This is a genomic window from Arthrobacter sp. A2-55, from assembly GCF_025548615.1.
Classification (GTDB): Bacteria; Actinomycetota; Actinomycetes; order Actinomycetales; family Micrococcaceae; genus Specibacter; species Specibacter silviterrae.
On the sequence record NZ_JAJLOZ010000004.1, the window covers coordinates 46,361 to 65,515 of the forward strand.

A 19,155-nucleotide genomic window follows, 5' to 3' on the forward strand; every position below is an offset into this window, starting at 1 on the left:
CGCGCTTTCTGTGTTGCCGCCAGTTGCTGGCGGCCGACATTCCGTTCAGGGGACTTTGAACAGGAGGATCCACGTGAGTCCGAAGAGTGACGCCGGCGAGCTCAAGGCTGCCGAAGTCCGGGGCGCCGCCCTTTCGGCCGGTGCGCAGGGGCTGTTATTCACCGAGGATTTGCCGGTTCTTGACGAGGACGCCGGCTACCGTGGGCCAACTGCCTGCAAAGCGGCCGGGATCACCTACCGCCAGCTCGACTACTGGGCCCGCACGGGGCTCGTGGAGCCCGCCGTGCGCGGTGCCGCCGGTTCGGGTTCACAACGGCTCTACGGCTTCCGGGACATCCTGGTCCTCAAAGTGGTCAAGCGACTCCTGGACACCGGCGTGTCCCTCCAGCAAATCCGCCAGGCAGTGGACCACCTGCGTGAGCGCGGGGTCGAGGACCTGGCACAGATCACGCTCATGAGCGACGGCGCCTCCGTCTATGAATGCACCTCCGCCGACGAGGTTATCGACCTGGTCCAGGGCGGGCAGGGTGTCTTTGGCATCGCCGTGGGCCGGGTGTGGCGCGAAGTCGAGGGCAGCCTCGCCTCCCTCCCCAGCGAGCACGCCGCCGTGCAGACTTTCCCCGACGACGAGCTAAGCAAGCGCCGCGCCGTCCGAAAGATTTCCTGACACCTGCGTCTACCCCGGTGGCCGGGCAGCGAGCCCTGCGAGCGTCCATCCCGGTGGTCGAGCAGCGAGCCCTGCGAGCGCGTCGAGACCAAAGATTTCGACAGGCTCAATCACCGGGGCGGCTCAGCCGCGGTACAGGCGGCTGCGCGTGGCGCTTTGGGTCAACACCGAGTCCAGCAGCCTGTCGAACAGCGCCGAGGCGTTCTTCGCCGAGTCGCCGGGCCACTGGTGGATGGGATGGGCGGCACCCTGGATCTGCTGCCAATTGGCCTGCTCAGGGATGGTGGGGGAGAGCAGCAGCTCGCCAAACATCGTCTTCATTTCCGCCAGCCTGTACGTGTGCTCATTGGAGCCGCTGCGGACACGGTTCGCCACTATGCCCGCCGGGACAAGGGCGGGCGCAAACTCGGCCTTGAACAGCTCAATGGCGCGTAATGTGCGCTGCGTGCCGGCCACGGAAAACAACCCGGGTTCGGCCACCAGCAGCACGCGGCTGCTGGCTGTCCATGCCATGCGGGTCAGCCCGTTCAGGGACGGCGGGCAGTCGATCAGCACCAGCTGGTACGGGGCGGAGCCGTCGCGGTCGGCGTTGGCCAGCACCGTGGAAAGCCGCCGGAGGTCGCGCCTGCCCAGATCGGGGCGGTCGTAAATCCCGCTGAACGCCGAACCCATGGCGACGTCGAGCGTGGGGAGGGGGCCGGCGTCGTGCTTGTGGGCGGCCAGCCAGCCGCTGGGCACCACATTGGCGGCCAGGTCTGCCTTGCGGGCGCCCTTGACCATCCTGCCAATGTCCAGCTGGCCTGAAGGATGCACGCCCAGCCCGGTGGTGGCGTCCGCATGGGGGTCAAGGTCGATCACGAGGGTGGGGATGCCGGCGGCCAGTGCTGCCGAGGCCAGGCCGAGCGTGACGGAGGTCTTGCCGACGCCGCCCTTGAGGCTGCTGATGCTCACTACTTGCACGGATAAACCATTACCTTTGCGTTGCGTACTGAAATCGTGGGCTGTTTGGGCATGTGTTTGCGGTGTCCCGCGACACATAGAATAGCTGTGGAACGTTCGCGACTTGGAGAATCCATTGACAAACACCCCAGACAATCTGACCGGCAGCCAGAACCCAAACAGCGTTGCGCCAGCCGGTTTTGGCGACCGGCACATCGGGGTTAGTGCACAGCCCCACGTTCATCATATGTTGACGGCCCTCGGATTTGGCTCTTTGGAGGAGCTTTCGGCGGCGGCGCTGCCGGAATCCATTTACACCACGGAGCCGCTGGGCCTGCAGGCGGCCGTCTCCGAGGAGGCCATGCTTGCTGAATTGCGGGCGCTGGCCGCCAAGAACACTGTCAACAAATCGTTCATCGGGCAGGGCTACTACGGCACCTACACGCCGGGGGTCATCCAGCGGAACGTGCTCGAAAGCCCGGCCTGGTACACGGCCTACACGCCGTACCAGCCGGAAATCTCCCAGGGCCGGCTCGAGGCACTGCTTAACTTCCAGACGGTGGTGGCCGACCTCACGGGCATGACCACCGCCAACGCGTCCATGCTGGACGAGGGCACCGCGGCCGCCGAGGCCATGGCCCTGATGCGCCGCAACAACCGCACTGCCTCGCCCGACGCCGTCCTGCTGGTGGACGCCGACGTCTTCCCGCAGACCCTGGCAGTCATCAACACCCGGGCCAAGGCCATGGGCATCCCCGTGCTGGTCCACGACTTCACCGCGGACGACGCCGGGCTCCCGGACGTTGAGTTCTTCGGCCTCCTCCTGCAATACCCGGGCGACTCCGGGCTGGTCCGCGACATTGCCCCGGTCATCGCCGCGGCCAAGGCCGCCAAGGCGCTGGTGGCCGTCGCTGCCGACCTGCTGGCCCTGACCTTGATTGAATCGCCCGGCGCACTGGGCGCCGACCTTGCCGTGGGCACGTCCCAGCGCTTTGGCGTTCCCATGGGCTTCGGCGGCCCGCATGCCGGCTACATGGCGGTGCGCCAGGGACTGGAACGTTCGCTGCCCGGCCGCCTGGTGGGCGTGTCGAAGGACGCCGCCGGAAACCAGGCCTACCGGCTGGCCCTGCAGACCCGGGAGCAGCACATCCGCCGGGAAAAGGCGACGTCCAACATCTGTACTGCCCAGGTCCTTCTGGCCGTGATGGCCGGAATGTATGCCGTCTACCACGGCCCGGACGGGCTGCGGAGGATCGCAAGCCGCGTGCACGCCCTGGCCAGGGGGGTGGCGGTCGCCGCCGAGGCTGCCGGGCACACCGTGGTCCACGACAACTACTTCGACACCGTCCGGGTGCGCATTGCCTCCGCCGGCGGGCACGCTGCCGCCGAGCTGGTGGCTGCCGCCCACAAGGCCGGCTACCTGCTGCGCCAGCTCGACCACGACCACCTGCAGATCGCCGTTGATGAGACCACCACGGAGGCCGACGTGGCCGCCCTGGCGTCCCTGCTGGCCGGCCGGGCCCCGGAAACCGGGCACGGCACAGGAGGTGCACAGCTGCCTGCCGGGGCGGCCGGCGCTGTCGGTGCTGCCGGGGCAGCGCTTCCCGTCCCGGCACGGGCCACAGACTTCATGGTGAACCCCGTGTTCCATGTGCACAACTCGGAAACCCAGATGCTGCGCTACCTGCGCCGGCTCGCCGACGCCGACTATGCGCTGGACCGCGGCATGATCCCCCTGGGCTCATGCACCATGAAGCTCAATGCGACGGCTGAAATGGCTGCAGTCAGCTGGCCCGAGTTCGCCAACCTCCACCCCTTCGCGCCCGCCGAGGACACGGTGGGCATCGTGGAGATGGCAACCCAGTTGGAGGAGTGGCTGGCCGAGATCACCGGTTACGACGCCGTCTCCGTGCAGCCCAATGCCGGCTCGCAGGGTGAATTTGCCGGGCTCATGGCCATCCGCGCCTACCATGTGGAAAACGGCAACCCGGACCGCAACGTGGTCCTGATCCCCACCTCCGCCCACGGCACGAACGCAGCCTCCGCCGTCATGGCCGGGCTCAAGGTGGTCCCGGTCGCCACGGACGGCTTCGGCAACGTCGACATCGACGACCTCAAGCGCCAGCTCAGCGTCCACGAGGACCGCCTGGCGGCCATCATGGTCACCTACCCGTCCACCCACGGCGTGTTTGAGACATCCATCAGCACCATCTGTGCCATGGTGCACGACGCCGGCGGGCAGGTTTACGTGGACGGCGCCAACCTCAACGCCCTGGTGGGACTGGCCCGCCCCGGCAAGTTTGGCGCCGACGTTTCCCACCTGAACCTGCACAAGACGTTTTGCATCCCGCACGGCGGCGGCGGCCCGGGCGTGGGCCCCGTGGCCGTGGGCGCGCACCTGGCCAAGCACCTGCCGGCCCGCGAACTGGGGCTCGGCTCCTCCGTGGGCCTGGTGTCCAGCGCGCCCTACGGCTCGGCGTCGATCCTGCCGATCTCCTGGGCCTACATCCGCATGATGGGTCCCGACGGTTTGCGCCGGGCAACCCAGACGGCCATCCTGTCCGCCAACTACATTGCCCGCCGCCTGGGCGCCCACTACCCGGTGCTGTACACGGGCGCCCATGACCTGGTGGCCCACGAGTGCATCCTGGACCTGCGCGGCATCAGCGCCGACTCCGGCGTCACCGTGGACGACGTCGCCAAGCGGCTGATCGACTACGGCTTCCACGCCCCGACCATGTCCTTCCCCGTGGCCGGCACGCTGATGGTTGAGCCCACGGAGTCCGAGGACCTCGCCGAACTGGACCGGTTCATTGATGCGATGATTGCCATTCGGAAGGAGATTGCCGCCGTGCAGGACGGGCTGTGGCCGGCCGGCGACAACCCGCTGGCCAATGCCCCGCACACAGCCCAGTGCCTGACCGAGGAATGGGAGCACCCCTACAGCCGGGCGGAGGCAGCCTTCCCGGCCGGCGTGGACCCCCGCGCGAAGTATTGGCCCGTGGTGCGCCGCATCGACCAGGCCTACGGCGACCGCCACCTGGTGTGCTCCTGCCCCTCCATTGAGGAGCTCGCGGAGGCTAACTGAGGCCCCACTCCCGTCCCGCCGCTGCCGCTTTTGTTACGCACCGTCCAGGTGACTTGCGACACATCATTTGGCGCGGCGGGCGCGGCGGGGAGAAACTGGCAAGAGTTTACCGTTGGCTAAACCAACGATTCAGCCGGACTACCGCGCGGTCCGTGGATCACGATCAACAACTGTTTCCTGCAGCACTATTCACCAGTTCCGCCCGCTGGCTTTGGGGCGGAACGTAAACCGGCGTTCACACAGGAGTGACATGTTTTCCAAAATTCTGGTTGCCAACCGCGGCGAAATCGCCATCCGGGCATTCCGTGCCAGCTACGAGCTCGGCGCCAAGACTGTGGCCGTGTACCCCTACGAGGACCGCACATCCATCCACCGCCAGAAGGCGGACGAGGCCTACCTCATCGGCGAGGAAGGGCACCCCGTCAGGTCGTACCTGGATGTTGCTGAAATCATCAGGGTGGCCAAGGAATCCGGCGCTGACGCCATCTACCCCGGGTACGGCTTCCTGTCGGAAAACCCCGGGCTGGCCGCGGCCGCCCGGGACGCCGGCATCACCTTTGTGGGCCCGCCCGCCGAAGTGCTGGAATTGACGGGCAACAAGGTCCACGCCCTGGACGCCGCCCGCAAGGCCGGCATTCCCGTGCTGAAATCCAGCGAGCCGAGTGCTGACCTTGACTACCTGCTCGGGGCCGCAGCGGAGATCGGCTACCCGATCTTTGCCAAGGCCGTGGCAGGCGGCGGCGGGCGCGGCATGCGGCGCGTGGAAAAGGCCGAGGACCTCGAAGAGGCGCTTCGGGCCGCGATGCGCGAGGCAGATGCCGCGTTTGGCGACCCCACCATGTTCCTTGAGCAGGCCGTGCTGCGGCCCCGCCATATTGAGGTCCAGATCCTGGCCGACGGCGAAGGAAACGTCATCCACCTCTTCGAGCGCGACTGCTCGCTGCAGCGCCGCCACCAAAAGGTCGTGGAGATTGCCCCGGCGCCCAACCTGGACGAAAACATCCGCAAGGCCCTGCATTCCGACGCCGTCAAGTTCGCCAAGGCCATGGGCTATGTCAACGCCGGAACCGTCGAGTTCCTCGTGGACACCGTGGGTGACCGCGCCGGCCAGCACGTCTTCATCGAGATGAACCCGCGCATTCAGGTCGAGCACACCGTCACGGAAGAAATCACCGACGTTGACCTGGTCCAGGCGCAGCTGCGCATTGCCGCCGGCGAAACCCTGGCCGACCTCGGCCTGAGCCAGGACAGCGTCCACGTCAAGGGTGCCGCGCTGCAGTGCCGCATCACCACCGAGGATCCCTCCAACGGCTTCCGCCCCGACATCGGCAAGATCACCACCTACCGTTCCGCCGGCGGTGCCGGTGTGAGGCTCGACGGCGGCACCATTTACACCGGTGCCGAGATCAGCCCGCATTTTGACTCCATGCTGGTCAAGCTCACCTGCCGCGGCCGGGACTACAAGACGGCCGTCTCCCGCGCCCGCCGCGCCCTGGCCGAATTCCGCATCCGCGGCGTTTCCACCAACATTTCCTTCCTGCAGGCCGTCCTGGCAGACCCCGCATTCAACGCCGGCGACGTGGCCACGTCCTTCATCGACGAACGCCCGGAGCTGCTCAATTCCCACATCTCATCCGACCGCGGAACCCGGCTGCTGACCTGGCTGGCGGATGCCACCGTCAACAAGCCGTACGGGGAACTGACGGCACTGGAAGACCCCGCCCGCAAGCTGCCCGACGCGGACCTGGCAGACGCGCCCGCCGGCTCCCGCCAGCTGCTGGCCGAGCTCGGCCCGGAAGGCTTCGCGGCAGCCTTGCGCGCCCAGACCGCCGTGGCCGTCACCGACACCACCTTCCGTGACGCCCACCAGTCGCTCCTGGCGACCCGCGTGCGCACCCGCGACCTGCTGGCCGCGGGCCCGGCAGTGTCCGTGCTGACCCCGCAGCTGTTTTCCGTTGAGGCCTGGGGCGGAGCCACCTACGACGTGGCCCTGCGCTTCCTCGGCGAGGACCCGTGGCAGCGCCTGGCCCAGCTGCGCGAGGCCCTGCCCAATACCTGCCTGCAGATGCTGCTGCGCGGGCGCAACACGGTGGGCTACACGCCGTACCCGGCCGAGGTCACCGACGCGTTCGTGCAGGAGGCCGCCGCCAGCGGCATCGACATCTTCCGGATCTTTGACGCACTCAACGACGTGGACCAGATGGAACCGGCAATCAAGGCCGTGCGCGCCACCGGCACGGCCGTGGCCGAGGTGGCCCTTTGCTACACGGGCGACCTGCTGGACCCCGCCGAGACCATCTATACCCTCGACTACTACCTTGAACTGGCCCAGCGCATCGTCGACGCCGGTGCCCACATCCTGGCCATCAAGGACATGGCGGGCGTGCTCCGCCCCGCCGCCGCGGCCAAGCTGGTCACCGCACTGCGGGAGCGCTTCGAACTGCCCGTGCACCTGCATACGCACGACACCGCCGGCGGCCAGCTCGCCACCCTGATGGCGGCCATCAACGCAGGGGTCGACGCCGTTGACGTCGCCTCGGCCGCCCTGTCCGGCACCACCAGCCAGCCCTCGGCCTCGGCCCTGGTGGCGGCACTGGCACACACGGAGCGCGACACCGGCATTGATCTGGCCGCCATCAGCTCACTCGAGCCGTACTGGGAGGCCGTGCGCCGCCTGTACGCACCGTTCGAGTCCGGCCTGGCCTCACCCACCGGCCGCGTCTACCAGCACGAAATTCCCGGCGGGCAGCTCTCCAACCTGCGCCAGCAGGCCATCGCACTGGGGCTGGGGGAACGCTTCGAGGAAATCGAGGACATGTACACCGCCGCGGACCGGATCCTGGGGCACCTGGTCAAGGTCACGCCGTCGTCCAAGGTGGTGGGCGACCTGGCCCTGCACCTGGTCGGCATCAAGGCGGACCCGGCCGACTTCGAGGAAAACCCGCAGAACTACGACATCCCCGACTCGGTGGTGGGCTTCCTCGGCGGCGAACTGGGCACCCCGCCCGGCGGCTGGCCGGAGCCCTTCCGCACGAAGGCGTTGCAGGGGCGCACCGTTGTCGAACGCATGGGCACGTTGACCCGCGAGGACAGCGAACAGCTGGCAGCGGACAGTGAAACCCGCCGCGCCGCGCTGAACCGCCTGCTGTTCGCCGGCCCCACGAAGGACTTCGAGGAGATCCGCAAGACCTACGGCGACGTCTCCGTCCTGGACACCCGCGACTACCTTTACGGCCTGCGCCGCGGCGTGGAACATGTCATGCCGCTGGGCAAGGGCGTGCGCCTGATCGCCGAGCTGGAAACCATCTCCGAGCCCGACGAGAAGGGCATGCGCACCGTTGTCGCCAAGCTCAACGGCCAGAGCCGGCCCGTCACGGTCCGTGACCGCAGCATCGAAAGCACCGTCAAGGCTGCCGAGAAGGCCGACGAGAACGCGCCCGGGCAGGTGGCGGCGCCGTTTGCCGGTGCCGTCAGCGTCAAGGTGGCCGTGGGCGACGTTGTCGAGGCCGGGGCCACCGTGGCCACGATCGAGGCCATGAAGATGGAAGCGTCCATCACCACGCCGGTGGGCGGCACCGTGGCCCGGCTCGCCGTGGCCGGGGTGGCCCAGGTTCAGGGCGGGGACCTGCTGGTGGTCATCGAGGGCTAAATCACGCCGGGCGGGCGGGCCTCGCCGACTGCCCGGCGCACTGCCCTGCGCTAGACTGAAAATCAATGACGCCCCCGCGGCCGGAAAACACTTTCCGGCCGCGGCGGCATTTGGCGCGCACGTGGTTTCGACCATAGAGGTAGGGGAAACATGGCACAGAGGAAAAACCAGCCGGCCGCTGTCGGGGCAACCCCGGAGGAGGCCGACGACGCCGGTGCGGCGGTGGATCCCGGGGACTCCGAAGAGCACGCCGCGGCGGAAGGCAAGCCCATGGACGGTGCCGCCGATGCTGACGTGGCCGATGCTGACGTGGCCGACGCCGGCGACGCGCCCGTCGTGCCAGACGCGCCGGTCGCGCCCGTCGTGCCAGACGCGCCGGTCGTGCCGGACGCGCCGGGCGAGGCGGCATCCGGGCCCCTGACGGCGGACATCCCTGTGCCTGTTCTGCTTGTCACCTCTGGAACGGTCGCCGAAAACCCCGACGTGCTGGACCTGCCGGCCGCCATCGACCCCGCCTTTACCGGCGCCATGTCCACTCTTGCGCCGCCCGCACCGTCAGCGCCGCCGTCGACCGCAACGCCGGCCGCGACGTCCGCCGCGCCGCCAGCCGGGCCCGTGACGTCCACGGTGGTGGCGCCCCCTGGGCCGGAAGAAGCCCCTGCATGGGAGCCTGCCCCGGCCGGACAGTCCAGCCCGCGCCGCCAGCGCGTGGAAGGACCCGAACCCGCCGCGGCCCTCACCAGCGACCGCCTGTTGTCCAAGGTTGCCGCACCTCCCGTGGGCGGCTGGCGCCGCTGGCTCTATGAGGTGACCTTTGGTGCGGTCAATGTGGGGGATTCGGACAAGGTCCGGCTTGAGCGCGCGCAGGACAACATCATTGCGGCCCGGCTCGGCGGCCACACGCGTTATGTGCCGGTGCTCTCCCGCAAGGGCGGCGTGGGCAAGACCACCGTGACCACGCTGCTGGGAATGGTCCTGGCCGACACCCGCGAGGACCGCGTCATCGCCCTGGACGCGAATCCGGACCGCGGCACGCTCTCCGACCGATCGCCGGGCAGTGCGGATTTCACGGCGCGCAACCTGGTCAAGGACCGGTTCAGCGTCACAACGTTTTCCCAGCTTTCCGACTACGTGGCCCGGGACGGATCACGGCTGGACGTGCTGGCCTCGGACACGGATCCGGCTATTGCCCAGGCCTTTGACGATTCCGACTACCGCGCCGTCACGGACATCCTGGGCAAGTACTACTCAATAGTGCTGACCGACTCCGGCACGGGCATGGTCCACTCCGTCATGAAAGGCACACTGGAGAAGGCCGACGCCGTGGTGCTGGTTTCCGGGGGCAGCGTCGACGAGGCGCGGCTTGCGTCTGAGACGTTGTCGTGGCTGGAGGCCCACGGGCGCACCGACCTGGTGTCCACGGCCACCGTGGTCATCAACATGTCAGGCGGCGAGACCCAGGTGGACATCGACCAGATCGAGGACCACTTCAAGTCCCGCGTGCGCAACGTGCTCCGGATTCCCTACGACAAGCACCTTGCGGAGGGGTCCCGGGTGGAACTGGCCAAGCTGCGCCCGGCCACCAGGGCTGCGGTCAAGGCGCTGGCGGCACTGGTGGTTTCGGAGCTGCAGCGCAGCTGAGCGCCGCCTCGGGGAGACCCGCGGCCTCAGGCGGGCTTTTTCGCGGAGTAGATTTCTTCCACCACGGCGTCGAAGTCCTTCAGGACCTGGGCGCGCTTGACCTTCATGGATGGCGTCAGGTGGCCGGACCCCTCCGTGAAGTCGGTGGCGACAATCCGGAACGACTTGATGGCTTCGGCGTGGGAAACCGAGGAGTTCGCCTTGTCGATGGCAGCCTGCACGGCCGCGACGACGGTGGGGTGCTTGGCGGCCTCGGCAACCATGATTCCCTCCGGCAGCTTGTGGTGCCGGCCCCACTGGGGGAGCGCGTCTTCATCAAGGGTCACCAGGGCGGCAATGAACGGGCGGTTGTCGCCGATCACCAGGCACTGGGAAACGATTGCGTCGGCTCGGATTTGGTCCTCGAGGAGCGCCGGAACCACGTTTTTGCCCCCGGCCGTGACAATGATTTCCTTCTTGCGGCCCGTGATCTTCAGGAAGCCCTGGTCATCCAATTCCCCGATGTCGCCGGTGCGGAACCAGCCGTCGGTGAAGCTCTCGGCGGTGAGGTCGTCGCGGCCAAAGTAGCCCTTCATGACGCACACGCCCTGGGTGAGGATCTCGCCGTCGTCCGCGATTTTCACGGCATTGCCCGGCAGCGGGGCGCCAACGGTGCCGATCTTGATGCGTTCGGGACGGTTGACGGTGATGGGGGCGGTGGTTTCAGTCAGTCCGTAGCCCTCGAGGATTTGCAGGCCGATGCCCTGGAAGAAGTGGCCCAGGCGCTCGCCCAGGGGTCCGCCGCCGGAGACGGCGTGCCTGACGTTTCCGCCCATGGCAGCCCGGAGCTTGCCATAGACCAGCTTGTTGAACAGGGCATGCCTGGCCTTCAGCACCAGCGGCACCCTGCCGTCCTGGCCGGCCCGGGAGAAGTCGATGGCGGTCTGTGCGGCGGCGGCAAAGATCTTGCCCTTGCCGTCCCCCTCGGCCTTCAGTGCGGCGGAGTTGTACACCTTTTCAAAGACGCGCGGCACGGCGAGGATGAATGTCGGCTGGAAGCTTTGCAGGTCCTCGAGCAGGTGCTTGATGTCGGGGGTGTGCCCCACCTTGGCGCCGCCGGCAATGGCCAGGACCGAAATATACCTGGCGAAAACGTGGGCCAGCGGCAGGAACATGATGGTCTGGGATCCCGGGGGCACAACGTCCGTGCCCAGGACTGCCAGCGCATTTTCGCTCAGCTCCACAAAGTTGTGGTGGGTCAGCATGCAGCCCTTCGGCCGCCCTGTGGTGCCGGAGGTGTAGATGATGGTGGCGACGTCGTCGAGTCCGTTGGACGTGCGGCGCACCTCCAGGACATCGTCGGCCACGTCCAGGCCGGCCTCGCGCAGGGCGTCAAGCCCGTCGCCCTCCATCTGCCAGACGTTCGCCAGGTGGTCCAGCCCCTCGGCATGGGCCGCCTGGCGCACCACGTTCTCATGGTTCGGCGTCTCCACAATGATGGCTGCGGCCTGCGAATCTCCCAGGTTCCAGGCGACCTGCGACGGCGAGGAGGTCTCGTAGATCGGCACGGACACGGCGCCGGCAAACCAGATGGCAAAGTCCACCAGCGTCCACTCGTAGCGGGTCCGGGCCATGATCCCGACCCGGTCGCCCACCTCGATGCCGGAGGCGATCAGGCCCTTCGCCAGGGCGCACACGTCGGCGTGAAATTCCTTGGCTGTAATGTCCACCCACACGTTGTCCTCGTTGCGGCGTGAAAATAGCGCGGGATTACTGGCAAGCCGTGCCTGGCGCAGCACAAAGTCGGTGGTGTTCATGGTCCGTGGACTGACCACCTTGGCCGGAACGGATATCTCGCGCACGTTGGCTCCTTCAGTATGTGGGTCCATGAGGGCTTGGCCTTACTCTATCCGGCCCGCCGCGGGTGGATCCCACCGGTGATGTTACTCGCGAGTAACTTTATGTTGTTTGAGTCACACTTTCAAAGTGGCGGGTGCGTGTGCGTCAATCGCGGACGGGCGCGCTCGCTAGAATCAAGTCATGCAGCAGCCGCGACCCGTCTTCAGGCCACCCTTCCGCTTTCCGGGCAGGGCGCCTGTCGGTGCAAGCCTGGCCCTGGGAATCGACATCGGCGGCACCAAGGTCGCCGCCGGCGTGGTGGACGGTGCCGGAATCATCGGCGAGGAGCTGCGGCGGGACACCCCCGGCCGGGATGCGCGGGCCGTGGAGGACGTCATTGTGGAACTGGTGCGCGAGCTGGGCTCCCGCCACGACATCCGCAGCGTGGGCATCGGCGCGGCCGGCTGGATGGACCTCGACGGCGGGACAGTCATGTTCAGCCCGCACCTGGCGTGGCGCAATGAGCCGCTGCGCGACAACCTGGAAGGCCTGCTGAACCGGCCGGTCACGCTGGCGAATGACGCCGACGCGGCCGGTTGGGCGGAATGGCGTTTCGGAGCCGGGCGCGGACACAACCGCCTGGTCTGCCTGACCCTGGGCACAGGCATTGGCGGGGCCATTGTCATGGACGGGCGCGTGGAACGGGGCAGCTACGGCATGGCCGGGGAATTCGGCCACCAGATCATCATGCCCGGCGGCCACCGTTGCGAATGCGGCAACAGGGGCTGCTGGGAGCAATATGCATCCGGCAACGCGCTGGGGCGCGAGGCCCGCGAACTGGCCCGGGCCAAGTCGCCCATGGCAGCCGAGCTGCTGGCCGCAGTCCATGGCCGTGCCCGGGACATCACCGGCAATGTGGTCACGGAACTGGCGCTGGCCGGGGAAGCCACCTCGCGGGAACTCGTGGAGGAAGTGGGTGACTGGCTGGGGCTGGGCATTGCCAACCTGGCCGCCGCCCTCGACCCGGCGTTATTTGTCATCGGCGGCGGACTTTCCGCGGCCGGGGAGCTGCTCCTGGAACCTGCCCGGCGCGCCTACGCCAAGAACCTGACGGGCAGGGGGTTTCGCCGGGAGGCGAGCATTGTGGCCGCCGAGCTGGGCCCGGCAGCCGGGCTTATCGGCGCTGCAGACCTGTCCCGCGTGCGCCAATCGGACCGCCTCGGTGTCCGCCGGGGCCGCGCGCACGGCAGCCGGGTACCCAACTAGACCCTTCCCGAGTCCGTTGTCAGACGACGGCGCCGTCGCCGTCGTCATGGTCCCTGTGGTTGGGCAGGCGGTACAGCAGGTAGCCTGTGCCCGCCAGGAACGCAACAATGACGCCGATGACCGCCAGCAGCTGGATGCCCCGCCAGAAGATCGCAGCCAGCACCAGGAAGATCGGCCCGCCGGCCGCACCGATCCAGGACAGCATGATGGCAGGGTCGGCGCCGGCCAGGCTGGGGAGCTCCTCGGGGACAAATTCATCCGGCAGCCCGTCTGCCTCATAGTCGCGCGGGCCGCCGTTCCGGGCGCCGCCGCCCTCGCTGAAGCCTTCTCCGTAGCCGGGTTCGGCCGGGGCTGGATCGGTGCTGCGCTGCCAGACGCCCAGCGGATCAAAGTCAACCACTCCCTTCTGGGGGCCGGCATCCGGTCCGCCGGCGGGACTGCCGCCCGCGCCGCCGTCGTCCGGCCCGGCAGCGGCGGGACCGCCACCTTCGCCGCCGTCGTCCGCGGTGTCCAGGGCGCTCTCCATGAACGCATCAGCGGGTTCCTGGAGCCGGGCCACCAGGTCCAGCCATGCCGCTTCGTCGCCGTCGTTCCCGCCGGCGTTGGGGACTTCGTGTCCGTGGTCAGATTGCACCGCAGTGCCTCCGGAAGAACTCGTTGGATTGGGCAAATATTTGTGGGGAGTCGTGGTCCATGGTGGCCACATGGTAGCTGTTGGCCAGCGGCACCACTTCCAGTTCCGGGGAGCCCAGGCCGGCGCGCAGGGCGTCCATGCTGGATTCAGGCACCACATGGTCCTCGGTGGAGCGGAACACCAGGGCCGGCGCCGTGACACGCGGCAGCAGGGAGATGGTGTCGGTGAAAAGCTTGGACAGTTCATGCACGGCAGCCACGGGCGTGCGGTCATAGGCGCCCTCGGTGACGCCCGGCATTTTGATGTCGTCGCCAATGGCCGGCACGCTTTTCAGGACGTGTTTTAACAGTCCCGAGTACCCGGCCCGCTTGTCACTGAATGTCAGGCCGGGATTGACCACGGCGATCCCCGCCACGGGGTGCAGCGCCGCCACCCGCAGGGCCAGGGCCCCGCCCATGGAAAGGCCGGCCACAAAGACGGTGTCGCAGCGGGCGGCCAGCTCGAGGTAGGCGGCCTCAAAATCGCGGTACCAGTGTGTCCAGGGGGTGCGTGAGAGGTCCTGCCAAGTGGTGCCGTGGCCGGCCAGCAGGGGCAGGCTGACGGCGTAGCCCTGCCCGGCCAGGTACTCGGACCAGCCGCGCATGGAAACCGGTGAGCCTGTGAACCCGTGGCACACGGCCACACCCACGCGCGCCAAACTTCCATGTCCGTCAGAGCGGAACTGTTGCACCGTGCTCATGGGGGCCTTCCGTCCGTGTGAGACAAGCGTACATGGGCCGTCCGTACAAATGCCCCGGTGTCGCAGCCTGCTTGGACGCCCATTCATGCCTCTCTCACTAGACTACTGTTGATACGTTCATGGCGGGCTGACGCGGTGGGCTGGCATGGCTGCAATCGGTGGCGCCGGAGAGGAACCATACTGTGATTTATTGGGTGCTCAAAAAGATCTTCCTGGGGCCGGTGCTGAAGGTGCTTTTCCGCCCCTGGACCAAGGGCCTGGACAACCTGCCCGTTGACGGCCCGGCCGTGCTGGCCAGCAACCACCTTTCCTTCTCCGATTCCATTTTCATGCCCCTCATGGTGCCCCGGCCCGTCGTCTTCCTGGCCAAGAGCGACTACTTCACCGGCCGCGGCATCAAGGGCCGGCTGACGGCGGCGTTTTTCAAGCTGACCAACCAGCTGCCGATGGACCGGTCCGGGGGAGCGGCGTCCGCGAACTCCCTGCAGACCGGCGTGGACGTTCTCACTGGCGGCGGACTGCTGGGCATCTATCCGGAAGGCACGCGCAGCCCTGACGGGCGGCTCTACCGGGGCAAAGTGGGCGTGGCCAAGCTGGTGCTCACGGCCAATGTGCCCGTGATTCCCGTGGCCATGATCGGCACTGACAAGGTCCAACCCATTGGCCGCCGCATTCCCAACATCCGCCGCCTGGGCATCATATTCGGTGAACCGATGGACTTCAGCCGGTATCAGGGCATGCAGGATGACAGGTTTGTCCAGCGCTCCGTCACGGATGAAATCATGTATGAGCTCATGCGCCTCTCCGGCCAGGAATACGTTGATTCCTACGCGAGCACCGTGAAGGAAAAGATTGCCGCACAAAAGTCCGGCAAGCCCGCCGGCCCCAAGGCGCCAGGCAGTGCCAGGGCTGCCGGACAGGATGCCAAGGCCGCGGACGCGGTCCGCGCCGACCCCGCCTCCACCGTGGCCCCCGGCACCGTGACCGTCATCGGCACCAAGCCGGCCGCCGCCGTCGAGCCTGTTGGGAACGGGCCGGCTGCGGACAAGCCCGCTGGGAACGAGCCTGCCGCCGTCGAGCCCGCCGGCGTCGAGCCCGGCCCCGTGGAGGCCGACGGCGGCGTGCCCCCGGAAGCCTGACCGCCAGTCGAAACGGTCCGTGGCCCGCATCATCTCAGGGGCTGGACCGGGTGGAAGGGCCGCGCCCAGGGGGGATAGGCTTGGGGGGTGACTGAGCTAACTTCCCCCGTACCGGGCGCACCCGCCGCCGGCATTTCGATCCCCGGCGCTGCCGTTTACCCCGGCCTCGACGACTGGCGCGACCTCACCATCGCCCAGCAGCCCACCTGGTCCGACACCAACGTCTTTGATGCCAGCGTGAAGGAGCTTTCCTCGCTGCCGCCCCTCGTGTTTGCCGGCGAAGTGGATGTGCTGCGCTCCCGCCTGGCCAAGGCCGCCCAGGGCAAGGCGTTCCTGCTGCAGGGCGGCGACTGCGCCGAAACCTTTGCCGCCGCCACGGCGGACAGGATCAGCGCACGCGTCAAGACCATCCTGCAGATGGCCGTGGTGCTCACCTACGGCGCCCAGCTGCCCGTCATCAAGATGGGCCGCATGGCCGGCCAGTTCGCGAAGCCGCGCTCCTCCAATGATGAAACGCGCGACGGCGTCACCCTCCCCGCCTACCGGGGCGACATCGTCAATGGATACGACTTCACCCCCGAGTCCCGCAAGCACGACGCCTCCCGGATGGTCAAGGCCTACCACACCTCCGCGTCGACCCTGAACCTCATCCGTGCGTTCACGCAGGGTGGCTTTGCCGACCTGCGCAGCGTGCACGAATGGAACCGCGGCTTCACTTCCAACCCGGCCCACAGCCGCTACGAAAAACTGGCCAAGGACATTGACCGGGCCATCAAGTTCATGGCGTCCTGCGGCGCCGACTTCGAGGCCCTGAAGACGGTGGAATTCTTCGCCAGCCACGAGGCGCTCCTGCTCGACTACGAGCGGGCGCTGACCCGAATCGATTCCCGCACGGGCCTGCCCTACGACACCTCCGCCCACTTCCTGTGGATTGGCGAGCGCACCCGTGACCTGGACCAGGCACATGTCGATTTCCTCTCCCGCGTCCGCAACCCCATCGGTGTCAAGCTCGGGCCCACCACGTCCCCCGACGACGCCCTGCGCCTGATCGAGAAGCTGGACCCCAACCGGGAGCCGGGCCGCCTGACATTCATCACCCGCATGGGTGCCGGGAACATCCGCGAAAAGCTCCCCAACCTCGTGGAAAAGGTCACCGCTTCCGGCGCCCAAGTGCTGTGGGTGACCGACCCCATGCACGGGAACACGGTCACCTCTCCCAACGGCTACAAGACGCGCAATTTCGACGACGTCATCGATGAGGTCAGGGGCTTCTTCGAGGTCCACCAGGCACTGGGCACATTCCCCGGCGGTCTGCATGTGGAAATGACCGGCGACGACGTTGCCGAATGCCTGGGCGGCGCCGACCCCATCGACCAGGAAGCCTTCCTGACGGGGTACGAGTCCGTCTGCGACCCCCGCCTGAACCACAAGCAGTCCCTCGAAATGGCGTTCCTCGTCGCCGGGGCCCTCAGCCAGACAAAGTAGGGGGCAGGCGGCGGGGCGCTGCAGCGGCCGCCGCCGCCCATTAGATGACCTTGAGCGTAACGGTGCTGCCTTCTGGGGCCTCCACGCCTTGGGGGTCCTGGAAGCGGACCGTGCCAAAGAATCCGCCCAGCAGGTTTTCAACCTGCACCTTGAAGCCGAGGGCCTGCAGTTCCGCTGTGGCGGCACCCACCTGCTTTCCGACCAGGTCCGGCACCATGACCATCCTGGGCCCCTTGGAAAGCGTCAGCGTGACCTTGCCGCCGGCGGTCAGCTCACCTGACTGCGGACTCTGGGACGCCACGGAACCGGCGGGAATTGTGGCACTGTTCACCTGCCCGGGAGCAATCTCCGGCACCAGTCCCAGCGACGTCAGGGCGGCCCGGGCGTCATCCGAGGTTTTGCCCACGACTGTTGGAACGGGAATGGGCTTGGGGCCCTTGGACACCACGACATTGACCTTTGAGTTGGCGCGGAAGCCGCCTCCGGCCGCAGGATCCTGGCTCAGCACGGTGCCGGCCGGTGCCTTCTCATCGTAGATTCCGCCCACCGACCCCACGGCCAGGTGCCCGGCAGTGAGGGCCGCCTTGGCGTCCTCGAGGGTCATGCCCCCCAGGGCCGGAACGGGATACAGCACCGGCCCCTTCGACACCTGCAGGGTCACGCCCTGAAACCGGCGCTGCGAGGTGCCATGGACCGGGTCCGTGTCCACCACCATTCCGGTGGCCACCTGTTCGGAGAAGACGTCCGTGGTGGAGACCAGGTCGAAACCCTCTGCATGCAGCATGGCCTGGGCCTGGGCCACCGTCTTGTTGTGCACATTCGGCACGGTGGCCAGGGCCCCGGGCCCCAGCGCCAGATACCAGCCGGCCAGGGCGCCCAGCACCCCCAAAATCAGCACCACCAGCACCCAGAGGAGGGCGCGGCGCCGCGGGTGGCGCGGCCCCAGCGTCGTGACAGGCCGGGCGGCAGCCTTGGCGCGCGCCCTTGCCCCGGCACGCTGCTCCCGCTTGGACAGCCGTGGAAGGGATTCCGTGCCGCCGTCGGGAACGGCTTCATCGACATACAGCCGACGGCCGGCCGGAAGGACGCTGGTGGGGTGGACGGCCGCGGCCAGGACCGTGGTGTCGCCACTGTCGGCAGCCAGTTTCCCAGCCTCGCCTCCGGACCCTGCGGGGATGGCTTCCGTGACACCTCCGTCCGCCCACGCAGGGGCATCGGCGCGCGTGCTGGAGCCTCCGGCGTCGAGCTCGGCGGGGGTCAGCGTGGCGCGGATGTGGCGCAGGTCCTCCAGCAGCGAGGCGCCGTTGGCGGGCCGGTTGTCGGGATCCTTTTCACTCATGTAGCGCACCAGCTCGTCCATCTCGGCCGGCAGGCCGGGGACGGCGGCGGAAGGCGGGGGAACGTCGTCGCGGACGTGCTGCATGGCCACGGCGATGGGGACGGTGCCGCGGAAGGGCTGGGCGCCCGTCAGCAGTTCGTACAGCATGATGCCGGCGGAGTAGATGTCGCTGCGGGCGTCACCGCCCTGCCCATTGACCAGCTCCGGGGCGATGTAGGCAACCGTGCCCAGGAGCGTTGCTGTATTGGTGTTGGTGGTGACGGCCCGGGACAGGCCGAAATCGCCAATCTTGACCCAGCCGGAATGCGAAATAAGCACATTCTCCGGCTTGACGTCCCGGTGGACCAGCCCTGCCGAATGGGCGGCCGCAAGCCCCTCCACGATGGGATCCATGAGGTCCAGCGCCTGGCGCGGGGTCAGGGCGCCATTGGTGTCGATGACGTCGCGGAGCGTATATCCGTCAATGTATTCCAGGACCAGGTAGGCGTGCCCGGTGCCGGCGCCGTGGTCGTGGATTTGAACCACGTGCGGGTGGGAGAGGCTGGCGGCGCTCCAGGCCTCCCGCTGCAGACGCTCAATGAAGGCGTTGTCCACGGCCAGGTGGGGGTGCAGGATCTTCAGCGCAATGTTGCGGTTGAGGCGAATGTCCTTGGCCAGGTAGACGGTTGACATGCCGCCGCGCGCCACCTTGGACAACACCAGGTAGCGCCCGTCAACGGTTGACCCGACCAGGGGGTCCTTAGCCACTTCT

Annotated in this window: 12 protein-coding genes; 7 read left to right on the top strand and 5 right to left on the bottom strand. The window is 67.8% G+C overall.

What is annotated here, in order from left to right; genetic code table 11:
• Positions 1–73 precede the first annotated feature (73 nt).
• Entirely contained in the window at positions 74–667 is a 594-nt protein-coding gene (locus LPN03_RS02165; protein ID WP_165181238.1) for a MerR family transcriptional regulator, read from the top strand.
• Positions 668–790: 123 nt separating this feature from the next.
• Here LPN03_RS02165 and LPN03_RS02170 read toward each other — a convergent pair whose 3' ends face one another.
• Positions 791–1,627 carry a ParA family protein gene (locus LPN03_RS02170; RefSeq protein WP_165181237.1) on the bottom strand — a complete coding sequence of 279 codons (837 nt, stop codon included), beginning with the start codon at positions 1,625–1,627 and terminating at the stop codon, positions 791–793.
• Between the two features lie 136 nt (positions 1,628–1,763).
• Between LPN03_RS02170 and gcvP the strand changes: the two genes are divergently transcribed.
• The 3 genes from gcvP (at position 1,764) to LPN03_RS02185 (ending at position 9,984) form a co-directional block, all read left to right on the top strand.
• A complete protein-coding gene (gene gcvP / locus LPN03_RS02175; RefSeq protein WP_410468549.1) occupies positions 1,764–4,694 on the top strand; it encodes an aminomethyl-transferring glycine dehydrogenase in 2,931 nt (976 codons plus the stop codon).
• A 250-nt stretch (positions 4,695–4,944) separates the two neighbouring features.
• Positions 4,945–8,343 carry a pyruvate carboxylase gene (locus LPN03_RS02180; RefSeq protein WP_262452909.1) on the top strand — a complete coding sequence of 1,133 codons (3,399 nt, stop codon included), beginning with the start codon at positions 4,945–4,947 and terminating at the stop codon, positions 8,341–8,343.
• Between the two features lie 150 nt (positions 8,344–8,493).
• On the top strand, positions 8,494–9,984 hold the full coding sequence (locus LPN03_RS02185) for a MinD/ParA family protein (RefSeq protein WP_262452910.1): 1,491 nt from the start codon (positions 8,494–8,496) through the stop codon (positions 9,982–9,984).
• A 26-nt stretch (positions 9,985–10,010) separates the two neighbouring features.
• Here LPN03_RS02185 and LPN03_RS02190 read toward each other — a convergent pair whose 3' ends face one another.
• Positions 10,011–11,825, bottom strand: coding sequence for an AMP-dependent synthetase/ligase (locus LPN03_RS02190; protein WP_165181235.1), 1,815 nt, complete (start codon positions 11,823–11,825; stop codon positions 10,011–10,013).
• Positions 11,826–12,003: 178 nt separating this feature from the next.
• Here LPN03_RS02190 and LPN03_RS02195 point away from each other — a divergent pair, with 178 nt between their 5' ends.
• Positions 12,004–13,068, top strand: coding sequence for an ROK family glucokinase (locus tag LPN03_RS02195; RefSeq protein ID WP_165181234.1), 1,065 nt, complete (start codon positions 12,004–12,006; stop codon positions 13,066–13,068).
• 19 nt (positions 13,069–13,087) lie between these two features.
• On the opposite strand, the gene LPN03_RS02200 is transcribed toward LPN03_RS02195, so the two are convergent.
• Together LPN03_RS02200 and LPN03_RS02205 are read right to left on the bottom strand one after the other, a co-directional pair.
• Positions 13,088–13,702, bottom strand: a complete 615-nt coding sequence (locus LPN03_RS02200; RefSeq protein ID WP_262452913.1) for a hypothetical protein — start codon at positions 13,700–13,702, stop codon at positions 13,088–13,090.
• Complete coding sequence (locus LPN03_RS02205; protein ID WP_262452915.1) at positions 13,692–14,441, bottom strand: alpha/beta hydrolase; 750 nt, start codon at positions 14,439–14,441, stop codon at positions 13,692–13,694. The genes LPN03_RS02200 and LPN03_RS02205 overlap by 11 nt, the downstream gene beginning before the upstream one ends.
• A 182-nt stretch (positions 14,442–14,623) precedes the next feature.
• On the opposite strand from LPN03_RS02205, the gene LPN03_RS02210 reads away from it, so the two are divergent.
• Both LPN03_RS02210 and LPN03_RS02215 read left to right on the top strand, forming a co-directional pair.
• Positions 14,624–15,580, top strand: a complete 957-nt coding sequence (locus LPN03_RS02210; protein WP_262452917.1) for a lysophospholipid acyltransferase family protein — start codon at positions 14,624–14,626, stop codon at positions 15,578–15,580.
• Positions 15,581–15,667: 87 nt separating this feature from the next.
• Positions 15,668–17,065, top strand: coding sequence for a class II 3-deoxy-7-phosphoheptulonate synthase (locus tag LPN03_RS02215; RefSeq protein WP_165181230.1), 1,398 nt, complete (start codon positions 15,668–15,670; stop codon positions 17,063–17,065).
• A gap of 40 nt (positions 17,066–17,105) precedes the next feature.
• Here the strand turns inward: LPN03_RS02215 and pknB are convergent, their stop codons facing one another.
• Positions 17,106–19,151, bottom strand: coding sequence for a Stk1 family PASTA domain-containing Ser/Thr kinase (gene pknB / locus LPN03_RS02220; RefSeq protein ID WP_316255003.1), 2,046 nt, complete (start codon positions 19,149–19,151; stop codon positions 17,106–17,108).
• Positions 19,152–19,155 lie beyond the last annotated feature (4 nt).

What these genes read in the sequence shown, in the direction of transcription:
- LPN03_RS02185 (WP_262452910.1), top strand. Translation starts at nt 8,494, where the DNA reads ATGGCACAGAGGAAAAACCAGCCGGCCGCTGTCGGGGCAACCCCGGAG.
- LPN03_RS02195 (WP_165181234.1), top strand. Translation starts at nt 12,004, where the DNA reads ATGCAGCAGCCGCGACCCGTCTTCAGGCCACCCTTCCGCTTTCCGGGC.
- LPN03_RS02180 (WP_262452909.1), top strand. Translation starts at nt 4,945, where the DNA reads ATGTTTTCCAAAATTCTGGTTGCCAACCGCGGCGAAATCGCCATCCGG.
- LPN03_RS02205 (WP_262452915.1), bottom strand. Translation starts at nt 14,441, where the DNA reads ATGAGCACGGTGCAACAGTTCCGCTCTGACGGACATGGAAGTTTGGCG.